Consider the following 24,955-nt stretch of genomic DNA (forward strand, 5'->3'; position numbering starts at 1 on the left):
GCCTGCGATAGCGGTGAATCAGGCAGTAAATTGTTCTCTGACAGTGCGCTATCGCAGGCAAGCCAGCTCCCACAGGGGTGCGGCGTCGGCCTTTAGAAATGAACATGCCCGGCGCGTTTCAAGACGGCGTTGAGCAAGACATCGGTACCCTGGCGCACATCGTCGGGCAAGACATCCTCGGCTTCGTTGTGGCTGAGGCCGCCGACGCAGGGGATGAAGATCATCGCGGTGGGGCAATAGCGCGCCAGGTGAATCGCATCGTGGCCGGCGCCGCTGACGATGGTCTGCTGGCTGTAGCCCAAGCCGTCCACCGCAGCCTGCACGCAAGCCACGCACTCAGCGTCGAACGGCGTAGCCGGGCTGATCCAGTGAGGCGTGATGGTGACGCTCAGGCTACGGTTGTCCGCGATAGCCTGCAGGCGTGCACGCACTTGCTGCTCCATGGCGTCGATGTCGGCGTCGCGGTGATGGCGCAGGTCGACGGTAAAGTTGAGCAAGCCGGGGATGGTGTTGCGCGACGACTTGGCGATGCTAAGTTCACCCACAGTGGTAAGGCCCTGCGGGGCAAAATCGGCAGCGAGGTTTTCCAGGGCCTGGATCATTTTTGCCGCGCCGTACAGCGCATCTTTACGCAACGGCATCGGCGTGGTGCCAGCGTGCGCGGCCATGCCTTCGACCCGTACATCGAGCCAGCGAATCGCTTGACCACCGGTGACTACGCCGATGCTGTTGGCGTTGTCTTCCAGAATCGGGCCTTGCTCGATATGCGCTTCGAAATACGCATCCACTGCGCCACCCAACGGGCGCTCACCGTTGTAGCCGGTGGTGCGCAACGCCTCGTTCACGCTGATACCGTCTACATCAGCGGTTGCCAGTGCCATGTCCAGGGCAAGCGTGCCGGTGAACACTGCCGAGCCCAGCATCGCCGGGGTGAAACGGGCGCCCTCCTCGTTGGTCCACACTGCAATTTCCAACGGCTTGCGCGTCTGGATGCCGTGGTCGTCGAGGCTGCGGATGACCTCCAGGCCAGCCAACACGCCGTACACCCCATCGAAGCGTCCGCCTTCGGGCTGGGTATCCAGGTGGCTGCCCATCATCACCGGGGCGGCGTCATTGTCGGTGCCCGCGCGGCGGGCGAACAGGTTGCCGATGGCATCCACGCTCAACGTCAGGCCGGCTGCTTTACACCAGTGGCTGAACAGCTCACGACCGGCCTTGTCTTCAGCGCTCAACGCCAGGCGGCAGCTGCCACCGCGTGCGGTCGCGCCGATCTCGGCCATGTCCATCAGGCTACGCCACAGGCGCTCGCCATTAATCTTCAACATTGCTGACTCCCTCAACTGTGTGCCATTTCCAGGCGGTGGGCCGTGGCATGGCGGCGGGACAAGGCCAGTACGCACACCAACGAAACCGCCGCGATCACGCTGTAAAACACTGCCATCGGCCACCATTGGCCCAGGTATTGATGGGCCAGCCAGGTGCCGATCAACGGTGTCAGGCCGCCGGCCAGCGCGCCGCATACCTGGTAAGCCAGGGAGATCGCGGTGTAGCGCACACGGGTTTCAAACAGGCCGCTGACAAAACCTGCGATGACGGCGTAGAACGACGCCATGCACACCACCGCCAGGGCAATGCCGAGGATGATCAACGGTGCCTGAGCGCTGCTGACCAGGACGAACATCGGGTACGGCGAGGCCATTGCCAGCACGCACATGGCGCACAAAAATCGGGTAGCGCCGATCTTCTCCGCCACCCAGGCGGCCAGCGGTTGGACGCAGAACTGAATAATGGCGACGAAGAACAGGCACTCCAGAATCAACGAGCGCGGCAGGTTAAGTTGCTGAGTGCTGTAGGCAATCATGAAGGTGTTGGTGAAATACACGCCGGCAATTCCCAACGTATTGGCGCCAATGCACAACAACAATGGACGCCAAGCGGTCTTCAGTACCTCCAGCACGGGGGCTTGGTCCTGCTTGATCGCTCGCGCTTTTTCCGCCAGGGCCTTGTCTTCGAGGAACTCCGGCGACTCGTTTACACCCAGGCGAATCGCGAGGCCGACGATCAACAGCAAGGCACTGGCCAGGAACGGCAGGCGCCAGCCCCAGCTGAGCAGGTCCTCTTCAGGTAAACGAGTGACGGCACTGAACGCTAGCAAGGAAAGAATCAAACCGGCCGGGCTGCCCAACTGCGCGAAGGATGCAAAGAAATTACGCCGCCCTTTCGGCGCGTGCTCGCCAGCCATCAACACCGCCCCACCCCACTCACCGCCAACCGCAATACCCTGCACCACTCGCAACAGGATCAACAGCACCGGTGCGGCAGCGCCGATCTGGGCATAGGTCGGTAACAGGCCGATGCACACCGTGACCACGCCCATCATCACGAGGGTAATCACCAGGGATTTCTTGCGGCCGATGCGGTCGCCGATATGACCGAACACGATGCCGCCCAACGGCCGCGCAAAAAAGCCAACGGCGAAGGTGCCGAACGCGGCCATGGTGCTGAACAATTTATCGTCGGAGGGGAAGAACAGTTGACCGAATACCAGCGCTGCAGCGGTGGCATAGATGTAAAAGTCGTACCACTCGATCATGGTGCCGATAAAGGCGGCGGCCGCAGCACGGCGAGGCTGCGGCGAAGCGGAAGGCTTCATGGGGCTGGCTCCTTTGGTTATTTTTTTGGCAGGAGAAAGTCAAACCGGTGCGCTCTGGTGGCGCTCGTTAAACCCGATTTTTCGGCCAGGGGCTATGATTAGTCAATTTTCTATTTATTATCTTGATTATAAGAACTGCTTATTATCGAGCGCCGCCATGCCCGAATTCCGCCGCGATATTCACCCTCTGCTCAATGACCGCCTGGACTGGAACCTGCTGCGCACCTTCCGCGTGATCGGCCAGGAACTGAGCATCAGCCGCGCCGCCGCCCGCCTGCATCTGACGCAACCGGCCATCAGCCAGGCGCTCAAGCGCCTGGAAGAACAGCTGGATTGCCAGCTCATCCTGCGCCGTGGCCCGCGCTTCGTGCTCACCGAAGCCGGTGAGCAGATCTTCGCCATTGCCGGAGAGATGTACGGCCAGGTCTCGCAGATGAGCAACGCCCTGCAAAAGCCGGGTGATGAAGTGATCGGCAAAGTGCGCTTGCTGATGATCAGCCGGATTAATTCCGACACTTTCGATGACTTTCTCGCGGGTTTTCATCGCGAACATCCACGGGTCGATCTGGAAGTAGAAGTGATGCGCAGCTCCGACATTGTCGCCGCGCTGCTGGAAAAAACCGCGACCCTGGGGCTCAGCCTCAATCGCCGGCCACAACCGCGCCTGGAACAGCATCTGTTTCTGCGTCAGCGTTATGCGTTCTTTTGTGGAAAACACCACCCATTGTTCGGACGCACAGGGTTAGTCGAAGGGGATCTGCAATCGGAGAATTTCGTGAGTTTTACCAGCGACCAGATTGGCGGCATGTTGTCGCCGCTGACTATTTTCCGTGATCAGCAAGGGTTTGGCGGGCGGATCGTGGCGTCATCCTCCAGCCTGGAAGAAGTGCGGCGATTGGTCATTGCCGGGTTTGGCTTGGGCTGCTTACCCACTCATGTGGTGGCGGACGATGTGGAGCGCGGGCTGCTGTGGCGGTTGCCGCCGGATGAGGGGATTGCGGATGTGGATATTCATCTGTTGTGGAACCGGGAGCAGAAGTTGAGTCGGGCGGAGGGGGTGTTTATTGAGTGCCTTCTGGAACGGTTGGCCGAAAAATGATTGCTCACATCGATAGCACTGATGATTACTATCGAAACGAGCGCCTGAACGATTGCCGACACTGATTCCTATAATCGCCCCACATTCCCTCCTCGCCTGGCTTCAGGCGACATTCCTCCCGGAACCCAATCCCATGCCAAGCGCGAGCCAGGCCCCTAGCGGGCATCCTGAACATAATCAACAAAGCGTCAAACAGCAGTGGTTGGCGATTCTTTCGGTCGCCGTGGGTGCCTTTGCCCTGGTGACCAGTGAATTCCTACCGGTGGGCGTACTCAACGACGTCGCCAGCGATCTGGGCATCAGTGCCGGTCACGCCGGATTGATGGTGACATTGCCCGGCATCATGGCTGCCCTCGCCGCGCCGTTTCTGTCGGTCAGCATTGGCGCCATGGACCGTCGTTACTTGCTGATCGGCCTGACATTGGTGATGATCATCGCCAACTCGGTGGTGGCCTTCGCTAATGATTTCAGCCTGCTGCTGTTCGGCCGCGTATTGCTCGGCATCAGCATCGGCGGCTTCTGGGCCACGGCCATTGCCCTCAGCGGGCGGCTGGCGCCCAAGGGCGTGGGCGTAGCAAAGGCCACCTCGATCATCATGATGGGCGTGACCCTGGCCACCGTTCTGGGCGTGCCTGTGGGTACCTGGCTCAGCGGCCTGATGGGCTGGCGGATGACCTTCCTAGTCACGGCGTTGGTGGGCATTCCGGTGCTGTTGGCGCAAATCTTCCTGCTGCCGCGACTCACTCCTGAGAAAGCCATTCAGATCCGTGACCTGCCAGCTTTGTTTATCAACCCACAAGCACGGGTCGGGTTGATCGCCGTACTGCTGATCGGCCTGGCGCACTTTGCTGCGTATACCTATGTCGCGCCGTTCTTTAAACACAGCTCCGGCTTCGACGGGCCAACGATTGGCTCATTGTTGCTGCTGTATGGCGTGGCGGGCGTGCTGGGCAATGTGTTCGCCGGCTTCGCCGCCAACCGCAGCGTACGCAACACCCTGCTGCTGGTCGCGCTGATGATCGGTACCAGCACTGCACTGTTCCCCTACTTCGCCACCGGTATGACAGGCGCCGTGGTGCTGATCGCGCTCTGGGGCTTTGCCTTTGGCGCTTTCCCGGCCTGCGCCAGCATCTGGATGTTCGTGGTGGCGCCCAAGGATGTGGAACGAGGCATGCCGCTGTTCGTGGCGCTGTTTCAGGTGATCATCGCCCTGGGTTCATTCTTTGGCGGGCGGATCGTCGACCAAATGGGCAGCTCGGTGCTGTTGAGCCTGGCCACGGTGTTGGTGGGGTTGGGGTTTGCGACCGTGCTGGTGTTGGGGCGCAAGGTGAGTAATAGCCTGGTGGCGCAGCCTGCCTGACCGGGTTGTAGGCGCAAAAAAGCCTGCTGAGCGTTGAGTTCAGCAGGCTTTTTTCGTTTCGGGAGCAGGTATTTATTTGGCCGTGGGGAAATCACGCTCCAAGACAGCGTCCACCAAGGCTTGCGCGTTCTCAATCAATTGAGCCAGGGCCATGATCACGGGCGACTGCGTGCTGACTGGATCTTCGGCGCATTGGTAGGCGGATTGAAGGGCGGATGAGAGGGTTTCGGTGGCGTTTATAAGGGTTTCTTCGGTGCCGACATCATCGGCTACGCAAAAGATTTTGCGTGCGTGCCCTTCGGTAGAATCAGCGGTGATCTTATTCATGATGTAACCCCAGCCAACGCAACCCTGCACGAAAACTGCCGAACCTGCACAACGTAAGCACCTGTTTCGGAAAAGCTTGGTAACCAGAACCCCACCAGGAACCTTGTGTGCATAAGCCTGCAAGCTAGCCTCAAAAGGTCGCCGCCGTGGCGACATACTGTCAAGGGTGCTGATATGCCAACGAGATATCGCGATGCGGTCACTGGTGAATACGTAACAGAGCAAGAGGCGAAGAGAAGACCAAGGGAAACGGTGAAGGAAACCGATAAAAAGCGCCCGGCAAAGCCGACGGCCAAGAAGTAGGATTAACAGATGAGAGCGACTGCCGTATGTCCAGACAGACTTGCCAATGAAACCCGATTGCTCCAATGTAATGACCAACGTCATTACACAAGGAGCTATCTCTTGGCATCTATCAACATCCGTATCGATGACGACCTGAAAGCTCGTGCCTACCTAGAGCTGGAGAAACTCGGTGTCACACCTTCTGAACTGATACGTCAGGCGTTGCAATATGTTGCCGAACGCGGCCAGTTGCCATTTAAGCCTGTGCTGATGACTGAAGAGGATGAAGCCTTGATGGCGACCGTACGTGAGCGTCTTGCATCGCCTCAACGCGTAAGGGTTTCTTTGGATGACCTATAGCCTTGATTTTGATGCGCGTGCATTGAAGGAATGGCAGAAACTCGGCGACACCCTCCGTCAGCAACTCAAGAAGAAGCTGGTCGAAGTCCTGAACAACCCACGTATTGAGGCTAACCGCCTACATGGGCTGCCTGACTGCTACAAGATCAAACTGCATAGCAGCGGATACAGGCTGGTGTATCAAGTGATAGATCAGGAAGTTACGGTGTTCGTGGTCGCCGTCGATAAACGTGAACGAGATCAGGCTTATCGCAAAGCGTCTGAGCGCCTTGTTCAGCGTTAGGCAGGACTACAACAATTCCCTGAAGCAGCCGTTAATAAAGGCTGAAAACGAAAAAGCCCCGCAGTTTATTCAGCTACGGGGCTTTTTCTATGTAATGGCGGAGAGATAGGGATTCGAACCCGACCTGCAAACCCCACACCCCGCTCCAGGCCGCAATTGTATTGTGTTTTGGGTGGGCTGCAAGGGCAGAAACGGTCTACAGCGGCCTGAGTTTTGCCCTAAATTTGCCCTAAGACTGAGCGCGCATATGGAAGCCGCATTGCGAGACTCAATGCAAGTGTGTCGTCCGCCGCAATGCACAAAATCGTAGACAGTTCGAGTTCCCATGTCGTCCGATGACGAATCGGACGCAGCCCTACCGCTATCGCTAATCGCAAAACGTGGAGCGGCCGATCTGCAAGCTATTTCCAAGCAATCTGCAATCTGGCGGACCACTGCTATGCTTCGCTATTTTCGACGGAGCAGTGCACATGTCAGGGGAATACTCATTACCGGATTTGCTCGAAAGAATGTACGACAATCAGCTTGCGTTGGAAGCTGCCGTGATGGAGTTGGCCCTCCAAAGCGAGAAGCAAGGCTTGAGCGAGGTCGGTGATAACGTACGTGGTGCTCTGTTCGTGATCGGTGAAAACGCCGGCTACATCAAACAGGGCTTAGCCAAGCTCAAGGGCTCGAGATCCGGCCGAGCCTAAGCGATCTCAGGTTTGCAGCCGGTAATCCAAACGCGAGCAGCGTAAGGTGCTCGTAGGCAGCAATCGGGCAACAGCGGACTGTCTGGGCATAGAAATGTGGCCCCTACACTCTTTCTGCCTTAATTTTTTGAGTCCTTGAACCTTTGGGCCTCGCGCTCACACTCTGCACCACAATCAATCGATTTTTGATGCTTGCCTATGAGTGTGCGCCTAGAGCATATTGCCATCATGATTGGCGGCTCGATGCAAAATACAAAGGAAGTGTCTCGATGCTAAAAAGAATTAAATCGATCCAAAACGTAGGTAAATTCAAATCATGCAAGCCGGCAGCGGTAGAGTTTGGAAAGATTACTTTCATTTATGGTTTGAACACTTACGGTAAATCTACTCTCGGTGATATATTCTCAAGCCTAAGAACCGGAAAAACGTCTGCAATAAAAGCAAGGAAAACAATCCCAGGCGATGATTCAAAGCAAGAAATTACACTAAGTTTTCTGTCTGAAGGCAAGAATGAATCAAATGTCGTTTATTCAAGCGGCAGCTGGCAGAACAAACTCCCCGCCGAAGTAAATCTACACGTTTTTGACGATGGTTTTTATCATGATAATTTGTTCTCGGCGCGCCAGTTCACACGTGCAACAAAAGAGGCTTTCAGTTCATTCGTGTTGGGAGAGAAGGGAGTATCAAAAGCTCAAGAAATCTCAGAAAAAAACAAGCGAAAGGGTGATCTTACTAGAGAGGCTGGAAAGCTTAAGAAGAATGTTTTCAATGAAGTACCTAATTTGGCCGAATTTCTAAATTCAGTTCCAGAAACAAACTTATTAGAGTTGGAGTCGAGAATAGCGTTTTTAAGAAATGAGTATGTAGAACTTAGAAAGCAGAAAAGCACTTCCGCAAAAATCTTAAGCAGAAAAGAGTTTCGGTCGATAAATTGGCATAATGAAGCTGGCGTTGAGTTGGCTGCTTTGAATGTCGCCCTTGGTTCGTCGTTGAAACCACATCACGAAGCGGCAAGGAGTGCAGTAGCAGAACATATAACCAATCACTTCTCTACCGACCGGGGAGCAGAGGCTTGGCTTCGACAAGGTCTCTCATATCGGAAGGGTGAAAATTGTCAATTTTGTGGGCAATATCTAACTTTTGAGGCGCTTGATCTTCTTTCAATATATGAGCAAACCTTCGATGCATCCTACAAGGATAATGCAGCTGATATCAGCCAAAGGCTTTCAGCGGCCCAGACGAAGCTTAAACGCGCACTTACCGACTCGTTAAGGCTCGAGCTAGAAGGAAATAAAGAGGCTGTAGTTAGCTACCCAGAACTTGAAGGTGGGGAGTATTTCATTAAATTGGTTGAGCTTCTATGCAAGGTCTCAGATGATTTATCTGAGACCTTGCATAGATGGGATACTAAGCTACAACCGTTGCTGGAAGAGATCTCCAATCTAATCAAAAGAAAGCGTGAGGCTCCTCAAGCCCCCTTGCCACCTGTCGACGGAAGTGAAATAACTTCACTTGAAGCCAATCTAAAACATCTTTGCGAGCGATACAATGCTCTAGCTCTTGATTTGAATTTGGTGATAGCGAATTTTAAGGAGCAGATAACCGCTCAAACAATAGACAGCAAGATCGCAAATAAAGAGCTCGAAGGCAAGCTGATAGAAAGAAAGATACTGCGAGTTAAGCTGAGAGATCAGTGTGATGAATTTATTGAAATAAATAAAGAGCTTGAGAGGCTGCGCGCCGAAATACCTCGTATGAATAATGAGTTGAGAGAGGAGCAAAGCGATTTTCTCAAAAGCTATTACTTGAACTTAAATAGGCATTTTAGCCGATTCGGAAGCGAAGACTTTGAATTAAGTAAAGGTGAAGACATAAGCGGACATACACCAGTTTTTTACCTAAGAGTTAAATTTCGTGGCTTTGAAGTTTCGGAAAACAACCTTGAGCAGGTATTTAGCGAGTCAGATCGCCGAGCGTTGGCACTTTCAGTTTTTTGGGCGGGAGTCACCTGTCTTAATGAAGATAAAAGAAAAAATGCAGTAGTGGTGCTTGATGATCCAATTACGTCTTTTGATTGCAATAGAATGTCTTTAGCACACCAAGAAATTCACGACCTGTCGCTGACCACGCGCCAAATTATAGTTCTGAGTCATTATGATCAAGCGGTCACAGCTTATCTGAATGTTTTTAAGAATCAAGCTGCAGTTAGACTCCTTTCTATAGTAAAAAACAAGAGTTCATCTGATCTTGAGGTTTTGGATATTGATAGTTTTGTTAGTGGTGATCATGAAAAAAAACGAGAGCTGATTTTCAAATTTATCTACGGGGAAACCAATTCCCACAGCGCTGGCGATTTAAGAGTTTTTTTCGAGCAGGAAATTTCGTTTCGATTTGCGCAGCAAATTAAAGCCACTAAGATCTTTGAGCCTAATCTCTCGGATAGGATTAATAAGTTAAGAGAGCATGGGGTTATATCCATGAAAATTGCTCAAGAAGCGGATAAATGGCGGTTAGTGCTAAATCCCACTCACCATACCTGGCAAGACAACAATGTTGAGGATCAACGGTCAGTAGCTAAGCAATTCATGGACTTTGTATTTAAGAAGCTTATTCCCGCTTGAAGCTAAGCTTGTCTATAATTTGCCAATTTAGCTTTTCCAGCACGCCGTTCTAATAACTTTTCTGAATAGCCGATTTAAGAATGGACCTTTGTGAAGATCCGATTTTGGACGTAAGCAGCCTCTCGCTACGTCGCATCGCTCATACGCCGATTGTGTAGGAGTATGTGGGGGATTTTGGGGGATAGGCCCGTGGTTGCTGGCCGTGACGCTCTTCCACGTCAGGTTGCATAAATGCATATTGGGCATTAGGGGGCATAGATTGGCGTATGGTTTGCCCCATTTTTGCCCCATTCCAATCGTTTCCCGTCTGACGATCTGTCACTTCCAGTAAGCCCGAAAAGGGGCTATAAAATAGCCCCTCTGGCATCTATCAATACTTCACATAAGCCCTTTTTCCACCCGAGGTGATGCAGTAATGCCCACCTCGAGGTCCGTAACAAAAATTTCCGCCACCGCAGCTGCAGTCTGGCTCAGAGGAACCTCTATCAGACCTAACGCTGCTCGAGCGTGTCGTAGTTCTAGGAAGAGACATAGCTGTAATCTGATCGACCCGCTGGGCTACAAACGGATCCATGAATTTCACGTTTCGAATGATCCGACATTCAAGTACGACCAACATTGCCGCCCCTAACCGAGCATCGCTCGTACCCATTTTTCCAAATGCATCAACGGCGTACGCTCGCTGTTCCGCACTGGTGTTGTACACATACACGTACTTGCTACGCATTGGCTCTTTTGCCGCCTGCTGAACCACGTTAGTAAATGAAGAGGCCACAGGGAGCTCTAACGCCCGCAATCGATCTACAACCTGCTCGGAGGCACCTTGACGCCTTACCAGTACCTCCGAGACGTCAGCCCACATAACCTCTGAAATCAGTCGAGTAATCCCCACCAACTCTTTTGGATTAAGCGATGGGAAGTAATGCTTTTCCAAATTTGGCGCTAAGCAAAAGTCAGTGTAAAACCGTTCAATATCTTGGCCTGGCTCCCATGGAGAAACACCGTCGGCCTTCACAATGCCAACAATTCCAAAAGCCACGAGCAAAAAAACAAGCATTCGTAACATGATACTGTCCCTGTCGTACGCCTAAGGTGCTAGCCTTAAGCTACCATAAACACCTCCCGTAGGGCTCATTATGATAAAACCCAATCGCACCTATGTGGGAAAACCAACCGCATACTTAGATCACAACGTTTTAAATTACTTCATACGTTACCCCGAAATTTCCGCACTCGAGAAAATCTTCGACGAACACCAAATAGTTTATTCCGATGAAACACTCAGAGAAATCAAACGAAGCAAAGGAGAAGAAAAGAATTTTCTAAATGTTCTGAAAAAACTTGGTGCGATGCACTTCAAAATCTTTGTCGACCACAATCATCAAAACACTAATGAAGCGATCATTTCAGATGCAGATCCTTTCGAGCATTATGAGAGAGCATGCAGTGAGATGCACATAGCTGAACAAATCTACACCGCAACCAACAGCACTTTGAGAAAATTCTATGGAGACACATCTCTACCGACAATTGATGAGTTGAACGACCAACAAAATTTTGACTTCACTAAAATTTTAGAAACCTTGGTAGGGGATTTGTCTAAAACTGACAAACTCACTGATCAGCAACTTCACACCATTAAAGATTACATATCGAGAACCCTTCGGCATCAAAAAACTCTTCAAGAACACTCGACTATGATGATGCTGAACTACCAAGCCGACGACCACTCTTCAATAGTAAACGCTTACAGAGCAGCGGTAGGAATAGGGCCCAAGGAGCTAAACAACATTAAAGGGCCAAAAATAATTGAACAGATATGGAATCTTCACAAAACACTTGATGGATATAAAAATCAGAATTTTTCCATTGAGGATTTCCTAGGAATAAGCTACATCCTACCAAACCTAAATGGAAGCATCCCTACATCAAGCAAAATAATTTCTGCTTACAACGTGCTAAATGTGGTTGGCTACCATACCGACAGCAACTTAAAGCTCAGCCGTAGATTCACCGCTGCTACTAGTGACGCAAATCACACAGCATTAGCTTCTTTCGCTGACACCCTTTATTCATCAGATATCGGAATGATTAAAAAAGGGCAAGCCATATACGAGTTTTTAGACATACGAACTAAAATTCTAACCTTCAGCGTTATTGACAAAAGGACTATATGAAATATTTATGAGACTTTCGATGCCAATGCGAGCATTCAACAAACCACCTTGCTTTACGCGGGCAGATTGAGACGTTAATTTTTTTATGCGGCTATCTACATTCAACACTCCAAAGCTGATCCAGCCGAGTTGTATAACTCTGGCTCATCATCTCACGCCGCATACCCCATTCAGGGTTGACGGGCACGCTGGCTGATCGCAATGTCCCCCTACCCCACCGTTCGTTGATTTGGTCCAGAACTGTCATCACCCGTGTTGCCTCTGCCGGCTGTGATTTAGCGAACAGGTCATCGGTGTACTCGCCAGGCTGGCATAGGTCAATCAGCATTACCTCGGCCTTGCTGTATTTGAAGCCAGGTCGAAATAAGCGATCAAGCGTCCCTACCGCAGCCTGGGTGAGCAGGCGAACGTCATCAGTTGGGTAGGGCATGTCTACCACCACACCGTTAGCGTATTTCGCCTCTTCAGGATTAAACATGCCGGTACGGATGCTTACGCGCACCTTCTTGCACAGCGAGTTCTGGGCGCGAAGCTTCTCAGAAGCTCGCATCATGTAGGTGGCCACCGCCTCTTTGATAGGCGGCAGCTCCGTCAGCCGCTGCCCGAACATCCGACTGCAGCAGATCTCCTGCTTTGGCGGATCCGGCTCGTCCAGCTCCAAGCAAGGCGTGCCGCCCAGCTCCCTGGCAGTCTTCTCGATCACAACGCTGAACTTCTTGCGGAGCGTCCATGGGTCGGCCTTAGCCAAATCCATTGCAGACTGGATGCCCATAGCATCGAGGTGAAGTTTCATCTTGCGGCCAACGCCCCACACCTCAGCCACGTCAGTATTACGCAGCACCCAGTCCCGCTTAACCGGGTCGGTGATATTGACCACACCACCGGTCTGCGATTGCAGGCGCTTCGCGGTGTGGTTTGCCAGCTTCGCCAGGGTCTTTGTATGAGCGATACCCACACCAACAGGTATGCCAGTGCAGCGAAGTACCTGGGCGCGGATCTGTCGGCCTAAGCCATCCAACCCACCGACACCGGTCAGATCGGCGAATGCCTCATCAATGCTGTAAACCTCAACTGCCGGCACCAATGACTCGATCAGGCTCATCACGCGCTCGCTCATGTCGCCGTACAGTGCGTAGTTGGAGGAGAACGGCACAATGCCGTGCTGCCTGAGCTTGTGCTTGATCTGGAAATACGGCTCGCCCATCTTGATGAAAGGCTTCGCATCGTAACTGCGCGCGATGACACAGCCGTCGTTATTGCTCAGCACCACGATGGGCACCTTCGCCAAGTCCGGCCGGAATACCCGCTCGCAACTGGCATAGAAGCTGTTGCAGTCGACCAGCGCGAAGGTCGGTTGCTGCTTAGACATGGCTGCGCACTGTGCTGGTGATCACACCCCAGATTGACAGCTCATCCCCTTCGAGAACGTACCGCGCCGGGTATTTGGGATTTTCTGACAGAAGGACAACCTCCCGGCCGCGTTTACATAGGCGCTTGCAGACGGGCTCGTTGTTCAGCAGAGCCACCACCACATGCCCGTGCGCCGGCTCAATGGCACGATCCACCACCGCGAGATCGCCTTCGAAGATACCAATCCCCTGCATGCTTTCCCCGGTGATGGCTACCAGGTACACATGCGGTGCGCGGATATTCAGGACCTCATCCAATGAAATGTGCTGCTCAATATGATCCGCTGCCGGCGAAGGGAAGCCGGCCGGAACCTGGAACGAACACATAGGCAGCTTCGCGCCTGCCTCGGCGATAGGACCTAAAATGGTGAAGCTCATGATGCGGCCTTTTACATGCACTGTACGAATGTACAGTTAACTTTGTAGGACGGTTGCGGTCAATTTTTCTGTAGGGGATTTCGACAGACGGAGAACGGTGTATGTGCGGACGATTTGTGCAGTACGAAGGGATGGCAATCTTCATTGAAGAGCTGAGCCCCCAAATAGAGCTGTTCAGCGGCTATGACGCTCAGCCGATTGATCGCTACAACGTCGCGCCGTCGACACGGGTTCAGTTGCTGCACACCGCAGAGGATGGGCTGCATATCGATGCAGTCAAATGGGGATGGGCGCCGTTCTGGGCCAAGGGCAAACGCCCCGACCCGATCAACGCACGCGTAGAGACGGTCACCACGGGGAAGTTCTTTAAGCAACTTTGGCCGAATGGCCGAGCCCTGGTGCCGAGTGAAGGGTGGTATGAGTGGGTCAAAGACCCTAACGATCCGAAGAGAAAGCAGCCCTACTTCATCCGGCTGAAAAGTAAAAAACCGATGTTCTTTGGCGCTTTAGCCCAAGTACATCCAGGTCTAGAACCGCAAGAGGGCGACGGCTTCGTCATTATCACTGCTGCCAGCGATCAGGGTATGGTCGACATTCACGACCGCCGGCCTTTGGTGCTGGCGCCTGAGCACGCCAACGAATGGCTCGACCCGGACCTCTCGCCGTTGCGCGCGGAGGAAATCGCAAAAGAGCTGTGCCAGTCGACCGAGGAGTTTGAGTGGTTCCCTATCGGCAAAGCCGTGGGCAACGTCAGGAATCAGGGTCCAGAGCTTATAGAGCCGGATCCATCAGCTGAAAAACCACATGACGAAGACCACGCCCACGACCCAGCCGAGGGTAAGCAGAAATGAAAGACCTGCGAGGCGCTTGTCCATCCGCTACCAATGAGAGATTAAAAGACTGCAATACGATCTAGAGGAATAACTTTAGTTCAGTAAGCGCAGTACGCCACCTACTTTAAGTCGTCGGTAAGCATCCGGCGAGGCAGGCATGCGTCGTCGCGCTCGAATAGCAGATAGCAATTTGCAATCGACTACTCAAAAGAACAGGCCTCCCAACGCTGCTGGCTCCCAGTTCATGATTATCAGCTCTCCGCTGACCTCGGTTTTGCCCTGCCGCGCGTTCGCGGTGCTGTACCGAATATCTACTGTCTCAAAATGAAAGCCCTCGAACACTCGCCGAATGTCCGGGTGATCGTTGATGCTGACCATCACCTTCCCTTTGCAACGCCGCATGAAGTCGGCCATACGCTCGTAATTCTCAAAGGGAAAATCCACGCCATAACCGGCCGTCTGCCAGTAAGGCGGATCCATGTAGTGGAATGTGTGAGCGCGGTCGTAGCGTTCTGCGCATTCAAGCCAGGGGAGATTTTCGACGTAGGTCCCGGACAACCGCTGCCACGCTGCAGATAGGTTTTCCTCTATCCGCAGCAGGTTGATGGCCGGACCGGTAGTCGCGGTACCAAACGTCTGCCCCGTCACTTTGCCGGCGAAGGCATGGTGCTGCAGGTAAAAGAATCGCGCGGCGCGCTGGATGTCGGTGAGGGTTTCCGGGCGGGTCATCTTCTGCCATTCGAACACCTGCCGAGAACTGAGTGCCCATTTGAACTGGCGCACGAATTCTTCCAGGTGGTTCTGCACGACGCGATACAGCGTCACCAGATCGCCATTGATGTCGTTGAGGACTTCAACTGGCGCTGCCTGGGGGCGCATGAAGTAGAGCGCGGCGCCGCCGGCGAATACTTCAACGTAGCATTCGTGAGGTGGGAAGAGCGGGATAAGGCGGTCGGCCAGGCGGCGTTTGCCGCCCATCCAAGGGATGATGGGTGTAGACATAAAAGCAAGACCTTTGCTGTATGGATAAACAGTGCTAGGCTCGCTCCGCTTTGTGCACGAAGCAGGAGCCTTGGCTGGACTTGCAGGGACGTTCTGCGGGGAAGGTGGCCTGGTTGGATGTTGACGCATCCTGCCCGGCCGCTCCTTTTACTTCGGTGTAGAGACTTCTTTCGCGTAGGCCTGACAGGCCCGCAGGGCGATCAGTCCTTGGTCACCGGCATCGGTGATGCCGATAATTCGTTGAGCATGCGCTGGGTCAAGTTGGGCTCTTGTGGTGCCATGAACCACGCGGCCGGTGGCGGTGGTGGCTGACATTGAACAGCTGCCGGTGGTTTCGGTGGCGGCGAGTACGACTGACAGCCGCAGATCAGCAGTAGCCAGGCGATCACGCAGACGAGCCTGCTTGGTTTGCTCATCGGTCAATTCCTTGTAGTGGGTTTCGTCGTTGTTCTGCAGGCGCTGCTCTAGAGCCAGGCGCTTGTCCTGCTCGGTGCGCTGCAGGGCGGCAGACGCTTGGGCAAACTCGTTAAGGGTGTCCGCCTGCAGCCGGGCCTGGCGCTCCAACACGCGGCCATAACGCCAGTCCTGGGCTGTCCAGGCCAACGCAGCAAATCCGGCAATCACCATCAACAACAGCACGCCGACGGCAGCGATACGGAACTGCGCAGGGATCAGATCGAAGAGACGCATAACACCGCCCTCGCCCTGGCCCACAGCTGCAGCCGATCCTCCAGGCCATTAAGGCCGCCATTGATCCTGCGGGTGATGGTGTTGAACTGGTCCTGATCTGCGAGCGCATTCAGCCCATTTACCGACCAGAACCAAGCCGCTGACTCTGACGCCCATTGCGGCTGCTCGAGCAGCTCGGGGGTGCGCAACAATCGCTCATCGCCGAACAGTGCCAGGCTGCAGCGCAGATAGTTGTCGTGGCCGGTGATCTGGATCAGTCCACGGCCACGGTAGCGCTGACCATCACCGTCGGCTTCCGGGGTGTTGCCGAGCTTCGTAGCCAGGTTGCCGGTGTCGTATTTGCTCAGGTACTGATCGCCCCCCAGCTCGCGAACGTACTGCAGTTGACCCGACTCATGACCGACCTGGGCCAGGAACACGGCCTGACGCTTCGGTGTGTTGATTTGGCGATTGACCATCGCCGTATTGAGGGCAGATACAAAAACGCCCGCTTGGCGGCGGGCGTTCGGCATGATGCGTTGCAGCTGTTGTTCGGTGACCGACATAAAAACTCCAGACATAAAAAAGCCGCACTCAGGCGGCGATGGGATCCACTACAGCTTCTCAACGCTCACAACCTTGAGCGGCTTCGTTTCCTTCTTTTTCTTGCCCTTGGATTTACCTTTCTTGCCGGCATTGCACTCGACTGTGGTCGACCAGCCGGATTGGGTAAACACCTGCTCTACCGAATCCGCCAGGTATTCGCCATCGAGACCGACCTTGAAGCCCTGGGCGTTGATCAGGCGTTCGGCAAAAATGTCTGTGCGGCCTGGCATCTCGAAACGCACATCGGCGGTCGAGCGATTAAACGCCGCCAACCGCGCCTTGGCCGCAGCCTCGGCGGCGGTCTTGTTCGGATAGATATGTCGATCTGTATGCACCGCCGGCAAGCCATCCGGGGCATCGTCGTTGTCGATGGTGACCACCGCCAGCTTGCCGTCTTTCTTGTTCTGATGCTTGGTCGACACGGCCTTGTGCGAGTTGCGATCCCCCAGGCTGAACTGCCAGCGACTGAGGTCGCTACGGGTCAGGGTGATTGCGCCGAACGTTTTGCCGCTGGCAGTCTGACTTCCCTGACGCGGCATCACCAACAGCTTGCCGTCCGCGACCTTGGCCGTGCAGTCGTATTGCTTGGCTAGGCGCGTGATGAAATTAAAATCGGACTCGTTGAGCTGATCCACACGGGCGACCTTCGTCGCCACCGGACACACTGCCTGCCAGCCATTGCGCGCCGCGATGTCGGCCACGATCTTCGACAGCGGCACGTCCTCCCAGCTTCCGCTGCGGATGGTCTTGCCACTGCCGCGCATATCGCTGGCCTTGCCCTTGATCACAATCGTGTCCGGCGGGCCGGACACTTCGACCGTGTCCACCGCATAACGCCCAAGGCGCATCAGAGACGTTTCGGCATAGCCCAGGTAGATCTCGATTGAGCTGCCCCGCCGAGGCAACTGCACCTGGCCGTCACGGTCATCAATACGCAATTCAAACTCGTCGGAATCCATGCCCGGCTTGTCAGAGGTGCGCAGCAACAAGAGTCGATCATTGATCTTGGCTGTAATATCGGCGCCGTCCGCAACGATTCGAAAAGTAGGAGTCATGGATTTTTTCCAATAAAAACCCGCGCAAGGCGGGTCAAAACACAAAGTGTCGCTACGGTTAACGCAACTGGCTGCCGACGGTGTCGTCCAGGGTCAATCCCACAAACTAATCCCTTCCTCGGTCGGACTGGGCAGATCCGGCAGCACGATCACAACACCAGTACGGAAAGGCTGCGGCTCGTCTGCCAACCCCTGATTGGCATCAAGCACCGCCTCGACACTGCCGTTTAGATGGCCGTAAACGTTATGGCAGATGACATCGAGCATGTCCCCCTCAGACGTTCTGCATGTCGTCGCCATAGCGCGCAAACTCCAGAGTGAACCCTTGTTTACGGGGAATCCCGCCGTGCAACAGCGCGCCCTGTTCCTCGTTGATTGTCTTCAAGCACCAGGTACCGATCACCTCGCCATAGCCAGTGGTCAGGGTCAGCGGCTGCAGCCGGCCGCCGATGGTGCGCAAGGTGTCCAGCTGCTTGAGGCCCCCCTTGAAGCCTGGGTAAATCGTTCCTTTGAGTATGAGCTTTTCCTCACCCAGGCCCACGGCCTGCTGCGCCGGTCGCCGCGACAGTCGCTCCTGGGAAGCCCAACGGAATTCAGTTGAGCGACTCAGCTCGTCGAAAGCTGCAGTGTCCAAGTTGAAATAATACGGCTGAATCTTTGGGTCCCTGGGCTGGATGATCAGCAGGTGCGGGAACGGCTTCACCGCTTCCGGTGCCGGCGTGGCATCCTTGGCAAAGGCACTGGTGGGCACGATGTTCGCCAATGAAGGACTGACCTTGCCGGCGACATTGTTGATCGCCGTCGCAGCCTTGCCTGCCTGTTCCTTCAGCACGCCCATCCGTTCCTGAATCTCGGTGGCCGCCCTCGTCGCCCGGCCGTAAACGGACGCCACCTGGCCGACCTTGGCCTGTGCTGCATCCACACCGCGCATCACCCGTTGTAACTTGGCACCGACAACAGGCCCCACGAACGGGATGTTTTCCAGTTCTGACGCGGCGCCGGTTAACTCCCTGATTGCGCCGTTGACCGGTCCAAGCATGCCGTCTGCACTACGTCTACCAGCCTCCCCTGCTTCGACCAGGTACTTGAGGCCCGATTGCATCTGTTCCATATAAGCCATGGGGCCTCCTTACAGGTGCGGTTCGTCATACAGCTTCGCGGCGTTTTGTTTCGCCGCATCCGCCATCATTAGCCGCATGTGCGGCATGAGGTCCTGCGCCAAGCGCTGGGGGTCCTTCACATCCCCTTGCACCGTAATGGGCATGGTCAACGAGTACTCGAACTTTTGATCCACTTTGGCCGGTACAGCCTTTTCCGGCTCTTTTGCTTGGATTGCTACTGCCGCCGGTTTGGTCGGTGCTGACACCGCTAGAGAGCGGGCAACATCACCCAGGATCGGCGCTTGCGGTGCAGGTGCCATCAGCAGCGCACCCGAACCGTTTGCGCTGTTGAACGACTTGCCCATGGCGGCCAAGCTTGGAATAGCTGGGCCCGGCCGAGGCGCCATCAGCAATGGCGTTACCGGTGGTGCAGGTTTTTCATCTTCACCTCCAAACCACGACTTACCCGCAGCACCACCCAGCGCCGAACCACCCATGCTGCCCAAATAAGCGCCCACCAGCCCGCCAATAGCGGTGCCGATGATAGGCACCACCGAGCCAATAGCCGCCCCTGCCGCAGCTCCGGCCATGGTGCCGGCAAGATTGCCGGCGGCAGCGCCGTAACCCTCGGCCTTTTCGTCCTTGGTCTTGGCATTTTCATAGGTGTCGAAGGCCATGGCGCCGGCCTCCATCAGCGAGCCACCAGGTATCATCTTGGCGGCTTTGCCGATCTTGCCGACCGCTTGCACGACCCCGCCCAGTTTAGCCATCGCGCCACTGGGAACAGAAATTGACGGAATAGGCGCACGTGGGACAGGAACAGGCACCGGGGGCCGTGGCACTGTCGGATGCAAGGCCGGCGCCGCAGGACTTGGCACTGATGGACGTATGGCCGGTACCGCAGGCGCGGGCCGTGGCATCGGTGGACGCGGGGCCGGCACCGCAGGCGCAGGCCGTGGCATCGGTGGACGCGGTGCCGGCATCGCAGGCGCAGGCCGTGGCATCGATGGACGCGGGGCCGGTAACGCAGGCCGAGGCACTGGCGGACGCGGCGCCGCCACACGAGGACGCGGCGGGCCACCCGCACGAGGCGGTGACGGCCTACGACGCGAAGGATTACGTCTTGAACCGGGACGACGCCGGCGTGATTCGTCCGGCCCGCCAGTGAGCCCACCCATTGCGCTCGCATTAACTACGAAAACCTTTTGGACGACACCCTCGCCCGCCCCTGAATCGACCCCGCCAGTGCCTTCGTTGTCCCCAGACGCCGCCTCTTTAGCTAGCGAAACGACCTTAAGGCCAGTCGCGACAAGGTCAAACTTGCCGGGCTTCTTGTCATCCTTTCCCCCGCCATCGGCTGGCTCACCCTTGAGCGCAGCAACCGCCTTGAGACCGGTCTCAACCAATGACAAGGCTTTCCCGGCTTTGCCTTTGGGTTCGCCACCCACGGCGCCATCCTTGGAGTTGGTCACAAAGACTTTTTGCACTTCTCCGGACTTACCACCCAGCGAGCCCCGCGCGACGTTGAGCAATCCCTTAGCGATTTTGAATGAACTAAGCAGCCCTTTGAGCGCGACAAGCCCGCCACCGACCGCCACGATGCCAGTCACCACCCCAGGCGCGCTGTCAGACAGCGAGGTAATGCCCTTGGTGACTTTGGTCAATGCTTCAGCCACGGTGTCCGTGACCGGGCGCAGGGCATCCCCAACGCTACGCATTGCATCATCCATCGACTGAGCCATTTCGGCCCACTTCTGCGACGACGCCTCACGCCGCTCGCTGAGGTTTTTGTCGAGAATGCCCGTTGCGTCACGCGAATCGTTTTTGAGCTGGCTGTACAACGCCTTGTTCTGCATATAGGCAGAAAGCGCAGCCTTCACCTGCATGTCAGCGAACAGGTCACCAGTGCGCAGTGACTCTTCTAACGAGGCCATCATGGCCTTGGCTTTCTCCGGGTCGGATTCCTTACTGATCTTTGCAGTCGCCTCAGCCATTGCAGCCGCGCGCTTCGGATCAGTGGCCTGAATATACTTCTGCGCCAGCGACATGCTGGTTTCAAGCGTCGACATACCGTTTTGCAAACCGGTCTGCATCGATCCCTTGTAGTCGATACCAGCCTTTGCATACGCCTTGACGGTGTCGCCGGAGCCGATCTTGCTCATCCAGTTCTTGAGGTTGTTCGCCGCCTCATCGGCGCCGCCGGCAGACTTCATCTGCACTTGCAGTATGGCCCCCAGCTGCGTCACCGCATCCATGCCGGTGATGCCGAGGCTGCCCATGTTCGCCAACAGCTCAGGGAACCACTTAGCCATATCGGCCGCTTCAAAACTACCCGCTTGCCCTTGGTAAGCAATAGCCTCAAGAGCCTGCTGCATCTGCTTGGGGTCGGTGATTTTGGCGTTCTGCCCCAACGCGTTAATCATCTTGGCCGTATCGACACCGTTTGAGCCTTGACCCACTACAAACTTGGCCGCGACCGGCGCATATTCCAGGGCCTTGCTCAACTCCATACCGGCGCCGACCAACTGGTTAACCACGTCGGCCACGTCATTGCGCGCCATGCCAGTGTCACGCGAAGTATCGATTATCTTGCGCGACATCTCCTGTTCTTGCGGTTTGTTGGCAATGCCGGCCTTGATCGCAATGTCACGAACAATAGCCCCAAAATCCGCACTGACCTTGGTCGGAACAGCCAGCATGCCCACACCGACGACAGCAGCGCCTACTGTACTTTTCATGCCATTCTTACCGGCATCAAGCTGCTGATGCCCCTTGGCTTTAAGCTCCGCTTTGTTGGCCGTTTGCCCCAAGGACCGATAGGCTTTCTCCAACCGGCCGACCTCAATCCCCTGCTTTTTCAAACTGTCGAGGTTGGAGTTCAACCGGCCCAACAGCTTAGACGCCCCCTCTGCGCCGCTGTCGTGGGCTTTCTTCCATTCGTCACGCAAGCGTATGGTGTCGCCGATAGTACGCTGCAGAACGCGTGCCTTTAGGCCTTCCGCCTCAAGACGTTTAATACGCCCCGTCACATCTTTGAACGCAGAACCGACAGTCGCGCTGACGGCGCCCCCGATCACCAGCCCGAGGGCGATTTTGTTCGCCATGTCATGGCCCTCATTTGCACAGCCTTACCGATGGCAGCTCAATCCGTGAGCCACCACACCATGTCTGCAAACGGCATCGACAGAATCTCAGCAGCGGAAAATCCTGTTTCCGCCGCTAGACGTTTCGCGGCCATTTTTATGACGCCAGGGTCAAACCCCGTCGTCTTGGTCCATACGAAAATAGCCGGCCTGCAGGCGGTTAAAGTCCACCAGCTTTAGGCCCTCCAGATCCGCGACAGGCACACCGGCAAGCGCAGCAAACAACACCAGTTCGCGCTGTTCGTCATCCCCGCCCGACTCGCGATTGGCCGTGCGAACATCGCCCACCGTAGGAGATCGCAGAGCCAACTTATCGACCGTCACACCGTTGATTTCACTCGGACAGGAAAGCGTGACCACGGCCTGGTCGGTGGTGACCGACAACCACGATGGCATCGACGCCGAATAGTCAGTGTCGGGTACCAAGTGCGAATAGGCAGATTGAAGACGGCGGTAGTCCGCAAGCTTCAGCCCTTCCAGATCCTTAACGCCCGCCTCTGCCAATCCCGCGAACAACATCAGCTCACGCTGTTCTTCGTCGCCGTTAGAGGCGCGGTCGGCTGCCCGCACTTCACGCACAAGCGGCGCACGCAAGGTCAAGGTCTCGACCTGCACGCCGTTGGCATTGCTCGGCCGCGTGAGCGTCACGACGGCAGCGAGTGCAGTGAGCGACAGCCAGGCCGGTGCTTCTTTAAAAGTTGCTTTATTCATTTGGATCTATTCCCTTAGAGGCCGAGCGCGGTGCGAATGTCAGCGAGTTGATCTTTACCGTCGATTACTTGAACGCCCGCGACCATGTCGATCTCGTACATGACGCGACCGTCGATTTCGAGCTTGTAGTAAGAAGGCGCAACGGCATGCTTGATCTCAGCCGGATCACCGGCTTTCCAATCCCCAAGATCGACCTCTTTAAGCAAACCTCGCAGGGTGGCGACCACCGCCGTCACTGCCCCTTTTTGTCCCCTGAAAGCCCCTCGGAACGTCGCATTGAAGGCCGTGCCATCGGCCAGGCCGAAGTGCTTCAACGACTCTCGACGCACACCCTTAGTGACAAAGGACGCTTCCAGTTTTTCCAAACCCTGGGCCATCTCAATTGCACCGGCCATACCACCGGCACGATATTCGTCGGTCTTAACCGTTAGCTTGGGCAGGGTCAGACTCGGCACATCGCCGGCGAAGTTCACGCCGTCGACAAACAGGTTCGTGTTAAACAAAGTTTGAGGAATCATTGACTAGGCCCCTTAGGCTGCTTCGAGAACTTCGGTCATCCACTGATCGGTGACTTCGAAAAGGAAATTCGGGTTTTCTGCTGGCGGCACGTCGGTGAAACGAATTCGCCAATACACTTTGCCCTGGGCAATTTGGCTGGCCGTATTCAGCTCGGTGTCCGGGTACACCTCAAAATTGATGATTGCGCCCTGGGCTTTGAGATCGCGCATGAACGCATCCAGCCCATCCGTCACGTCCTTGACGTAAGTCTTGGTGATCGAGCGGTCCACCGCCCATTTGTGGCCGGCCTGCACCGCATCCATGAGGATGAACAGCGTGCGAACACGGGTGACAAACGCCCATTTCGGATCGCTCGACAGTGTGCGGTTACCCCACAAGCGATAGCCGTCGTCGCGGATGATCGTCGCGATATTGGCGTTGTTCAGCAGGTTGGCCCGGCACGTCTCGTCGCCGTCCAGGTACTCGACAGCACGGGTTGTGCCGGTGATGCCGGTGAACTCCTTGTTCGACGGCGAGGCCCAGAAGCCATATTCGGAATCAGTCCAGGCGAACAAGCCCGCCGCCCAGGCCGAACCCGGCGCATCGACCGTCTTGCTGAGATCGGTGTCCCAGTACTGAACACCAGGGTCAACCATGAACAAGTTGCGACTGCCGAAGTTATCGGCGTAGAGCATTGCCGCCTCATCCGTGGTTCCAGGTCCGTCAAGAATGCCGATTGCCCGCAGCTTCTGCGCCAGGCTATCGAGCGCGGTAGCCACCGCTTGGGTGGCGGTATGACCCGGAGCAATCAACAGCCGCGGCTGCGCGTTGAACAGGCTTTTCCCATCGAGCAAAGCCTGCAGGCCAGTACGCTGACCCGAGGCAAGAACACCGCCAATAATCGCCGAAGTTTGCAGCGCCGCGTCCTCCAGCTTCGGCACACCAATGGCAACAATCACCGCCTTGGCCTTGGTATAGATCGCCTTACAGGCCTTGGTGATCGCCGAGTCAGCACCGAAGGCAGCAATAGCCTCGCGCTCAGAAGTGATCAATTTGAGCTCGCCGGCCTTAGCAGTACCGCCGCCGAGGGCGCCCGGCACAAAGGTGTCGCAAAGTCCGATGATGGAAGACGACGGCAGGGAGATAGTGCGCGCGCCTGTCTTGATATCTGTAGTGGTAACGCCGTGAAAGAAACTCATAAAGCTCATTCTCCAGAAACGAAAAAGCCCCGCTTAAGCGAGGCCGGGAGGGGTGTTCGTGTTACGTATAACGGGATACAAAACGCCCCGACGATGCGGGGCGTTATTGGCTTTGCTGGTCTATCCAGGCTGGCCGTGTGGGACGGTATTTCGTGCCAGGAAATTTCGTAGCTTGGGGCCAATCACGCAGTGATTGCATGTAAGCCAGCAGCTCGCCGTATTGGTCAGCCGTGAGCGATGTAGCGCCGCCCAGCTCCACCTCATCACGGTGACGCTCGCGCAACCATTTGACGCTTTCCAGCTCACCGTCGCGCCACCGGCGCTCCGCGCTGGCAACTTCTTCAGCTGTCGATATCGGCTGTGTCTTACCACCTTCGGCCACCCATTCCAGATAGGCGCTCCAGTCTTTATTTCCCAGGTCCTGGGGAATAAATACACCATCAGACAAGCGCTGAACGCCTGCAGGACTAAGCTTGTATTGGATCTTGTCCACGA

The 24,955-nt window shown here is 55.5% G+C and carries 24 protein-coding genes; 8 read left to right on the top strand and 16 right to left on the bottom strand.

Annotated features, from left to right (window positions below):
- Nucleotides 1-92: 92 nt before the first annotated feature.
- Together AC1RAC_RS06200 and AC1RAC_RS06205 are read right to left on the bottom strand one after the other, a co-directional pair.
- The gene (locus tag AC1RAC_RS06200; RefSeq protein ID WP_492616400.1) at nucleotides 93-1,325 is read right to left on the bottom strand and encodes a Zn-dependent hydrolase; all 1,233 of its coding nucleotides are present in this window, start codon (nucleotides 1,323-1,325) and stop codon (nucleotides 93-95) included.
- 11 nt (nucleotides 1,326-1,336) lie between these two features.
- Nucleotides 1,337-2,653, bottom strand: coding sequence for an MFS transporter (locus AC1RAC_RS06205; RefSeq protein ID WP_492616401.1), 1,317 nt, complete (start codon nucleotides 2,651-2,653; stop codon nucleotides 1,337-1,339).
- Between the two features lie 157 nt (nucleotides 2,654-2,810).
- Between AC1RAC_RS06205 and AC1RAC_RS06210 the strand changes: the two genes are divergently transcribed.
- Both AC1RAC_RS06210 and AC1RAC_RS06215 read left to right on the top strand, forming a co-directional pair.
- Nucleotides 2,811-3,752: a LysR family transcriptional regulator gene (locus AC1RAC_RS06210; RefSeq protein WP_034126590.1), complete on the top strand. Its 942-nt coding sequence runs from the start codon at nucleotides 2,811-2,813 to the stop codon at nucleotides 3,750-3,752.
- Between the two features lie 133 nt (nucleotides 3,753-3,885).
- Nucleotides 3,886-5,112 (top strand): MFS transporter, encoded by a 1,227-nt coding sequence (locus AC1RAC_RS06215; protein ID WP_197900773.1) that lies wholly within the window; start codon nucleotides 3,886-3,888, stop codon nucleotides 5,110-5,112.
- A gap of 72 nt (nucleotides 5,113-5,184) precedes the next feature.
- Here the strand turns inward: AC1RAC_RS06215 and AC1RAC_RS06220 are convergent, their stop codons facing one another.
- Entirely contained in the window at nucleotides 5,185-5,439 is a 255-nt protein-coding gene (locus AC1RAC_RS06220) for a DUF6124 family protein (protein WP_019818461.1), read from the bottom strand.
- A gap of 405 nt (nucleotides 5,440-5,844) precedes the next feature.
- On the opposite strand from AC1RAC_RS06220, the gene AC1RAC_RS06225 reads away from it, so the two are divergent.
- From AC1RAC_RS06225 to AC1RAC_RS06245, 5 genes are all read left to right on the top strand, one after another.
- Nucleotides 5,845-6,084: a type II toxin-antitoxin system RelB/DinJ family antitoxin gene (locus tag AC1RAC_RS06225; RefSeq protein ID WP_014717442.1), complete on the top strand. Its 240-nt coding sequence runs from the start codon at nucleotides 5,845-5,847 to the stop codon at nucleotides 6,082-6,084.
- Entirely contained in the window at nucleotides 6,074-6,367 is a 294-nt protein-coding gene (locus AC1RAC_RS06230) for a type II toxin-antitoxin system RelE family toxin (protein ID WP_034126587.1), read from the top strand. Before AC1RAC_RS06225 ends, AC1RAC_RS06230 begins: the two co-directional genes overlap by 11 nt.
- Nucleotides 6,368-6,837: 470 nt before the next feature.
- The gene (locus AC1RAC_RS06235; RefSeq protein ID WP_492616402.1) at nucleotides 6,838-7,059 is read left to right on the top strand and encodes a hypothetical protein; all 222 of its coding nucleotides are present in this window, start codon (nucleotides 6,838-6,840) and stop codon (nucleotides 7,057-7,059) included.
- A 269-nt stretch (nucleotides 7,060-7,328) separates the two neighbouring features.
- Nucleotides 7,329-9,680: an AAA family ATPase gene (locus AC1RAC_RS06240; RefSeq protein ID WP_492616403.1), complete on the top strand. Its 2,352-nt coding sequence runs from the start codon at nucleotides 7,329-7,331 to the stop codon at nucleotides 9,678-9,680.
- 1,136 nt (nucleotides 9,681-10,816) lie between these two features.
- A complete protein-coding gene (locus AC1RAC_RS06245) occupies nucleotides 10,817-11,857 on the top strand; it encodes a hypothetical protein (RefSeq protein ID WP_492616404.1) in 1,041 nt (346 codons plus the stop codon).
- Between the two features lie 91 nt (nucleotides 11,858-11,948).
- Here the strand turns inward: AC1RAC_RS06245 and umuC are convergent, their stop codons facing one another.
- A complete protein-coding gene (umuC, locus tag AC1RAC_RS06250) occupies nucleotides 11,949-13,226 on the bottom strand; it encodes a translesion error-prone DNA polymerase V subunit UmuC (RefSeq protein ID WP_492616405.1) in 1,278 nt (425 codons plus the stop codon).
- Nucleotides 13,219-13,644 (bottom strand): LexA family protein, encoded by a 426-nt coding sequence (locus AC1RAC_RS06255; RefSeq protein WP_169918365.1) that lies wholly within the window; start codon nucleotides 13,642-13,644, stop codon nucleotides 13,219-13,221. The genes umuC and AC1RAC_RS06255 overlap by 8 nt, the downstream gene beginning before the upstream one ends.
- 101 nt (nucleotides 13,645-13,745) lie before the next feature.
- Between AC1RAC_RS06255 and AC1RAC_RS06260 the strand changes: the two genes are divergently transcribed.
- A complete protein-coding gene (locus AC1RAC_RS06260) occupies nucleotides 13,746-14,495 on the top strand; it encodes an SOS response-associated peptidase family protein (protein WP_492616406.1) in 750 nt (249 codons plus the stop codon).
- A 186-nt stretch (nucleotides 14,496-14,681) separates the two neighbouring features.
- Here the strand turns inward: AC1RAC_RS06260 and AC1RAC_RS06265 are convergent, their stop codons facing one another.
- The 11 genes from AC1RAC_RS06265 to AC1RAC_RS06315 all read right to left on the bottom strand — a co-directional run bounded on the left by AC1RAC_RS06265 (nucleotide 14,682) and on the right by AC1RAC_RS06315 (nucleotide 24,953).
- Nucleotides 14,682-15,479 (bottom strand): DNA adenine methylase, encoded by a 798-nt coding sequence (locus tag AC1RAC_RS06265; protein ID WP_492616407.1) that lies wholly within the window; start codon nucleotides 15,477-15,479, stop codon nucleotides 14,682-14,684.
- Between the two features lie 147 nt (nucleotides 15,480-15,626).
- On the bottom strand, nucleotides 15,627-16,169 hold the full coding sequence (locus tag AC1RAC_RS06270; RefSeq protein WP_492616408.1) for a lysis system spanin subunit: 543 nt from the start codon (nucleotides 16,167-16,169) through the stop codon (nucleotides 15,627-15,629).
- Nucleotides 16,151-16,714, bottom strand: coding sequence for a glycoside hydrolase family 19 protein (locus tag AC1RAC_RS06275; RefSeq protein WP_492616409.1), 564 nt, complete (start codon nucleotides 16,712-16,714; stop codon nucleotides 16,151-16,153). Before AC1RAC_RS06275 ends, AC1RAC_RS06270 begins: the two co-directional genes overlap by 19 nt.
- Nucleotides 16,715-16,762: 48 nt before the next feature.
- A complete protein-coding gene (locus tag AC1RAC_RS06280; protein WP_492616410.1) occupies nucleotides 16,763-17,809 on the bottom strand; it encodes a phage late control D family protein in 1,047 nt (348 codons plus the stop codon).
- A 93-nt stretch (nucleotides 17,810-17,902) separates the two neighbouring features.
- A complete protein-coding gene (locus tag AC1RAC_RS06285; RefSeq protein WP_492616411.1) occupies nucleotides 17,903-18,109 on the bottom strand; it encodes a tail protein X in 207 nt (68 codons plus the stop codon).
- Nucleotides 18,084-18,929 (bottom strand): phage tail protein, encoded by an 846-nt coding sequence (locus AC1RAC_RS06290; protein WP_492616412.1) that lies wholly within the window; start codon nucleotides 18,927-18,929, stop codon nucleotides 18,084-18,086. Before AC1RAC_RS06290 ends, AC1RAC_RS06285 begins: the two co-directional genes overlap by 26 nt.
- 9 nt (nucleotides 18,930-18,938) lie before the next feature.
- The gene (locus AC1RAC_RS06295) at nucleotides 18,939-22,013 is read right to left on the bottom strand and encodes a phage tail tape measure protein (protein WP_492616413.1); all 3,075 of its coding nucleotides are present in this window, start codon (nucleotides 22,011-22,013) and stop codon (nucleotides 18,939-18,941) included.
- Between the two features lie 150 nt (nucleotides 22,014-22,163).
- Nucleotides 22,164-22,763, bottom strand: a complete 600-nt coding sequence (locus AC1RAC_RS06300; RefSeq protein WP_492616414.1) for a phage tail assembly protein — start codon at nucleotides 22,761-22,763, stop codon at nucleotides 22,164-22,166.
- A 14-nt stretch (nucleotides 22,764-22,777) separates the two neighbouring features.
- A complete protein-coding gene (locus AC1RAC_RS06305) occupies nucleotides 22,778-23,281 on the bottom strand; it encodes a phage major tail tube protein (RefSeq protein ID WP_492616415.1) in 504 nt (167 codons plus the stop codon).
- 12 nt (nucleotides 23,282-23,293) lie between these two features.
- Nucleotides 23,294-24,460 carry a phage tail sheath subtilisin-like domain-containing protein gene (locus AC1RAC_RS06310; RefSeq protein ID WP_492616416.1) on the bottom strand — a complete coding sequence of 389 codons (1,167 nt, stop codon included), beginning with the start codon at nucleotides 24,458-24,460 and terminating at the stop codon, nucleotides 23,294-23,296.
- Between the two features lie 103 nt (nucleotides 24,461-24,563).
- Nucleotides 24,564-24,953, bottom strand: coding sequence for a phage tail assembly chaperone (locus tag AC1RAC_RS06315; protein WP_492616417.1), 390 nt, complete (start codon nucleotides 24,951-24,953; stop codon nucleotides 24,564-24,566).
- Nucleotides 24,954-24,955 lie beyond the last annotated feature (2 nt).

Source organism: Pseudomonas sp. GW823-FHT02F05 (genome assembly GCF_058797315.1).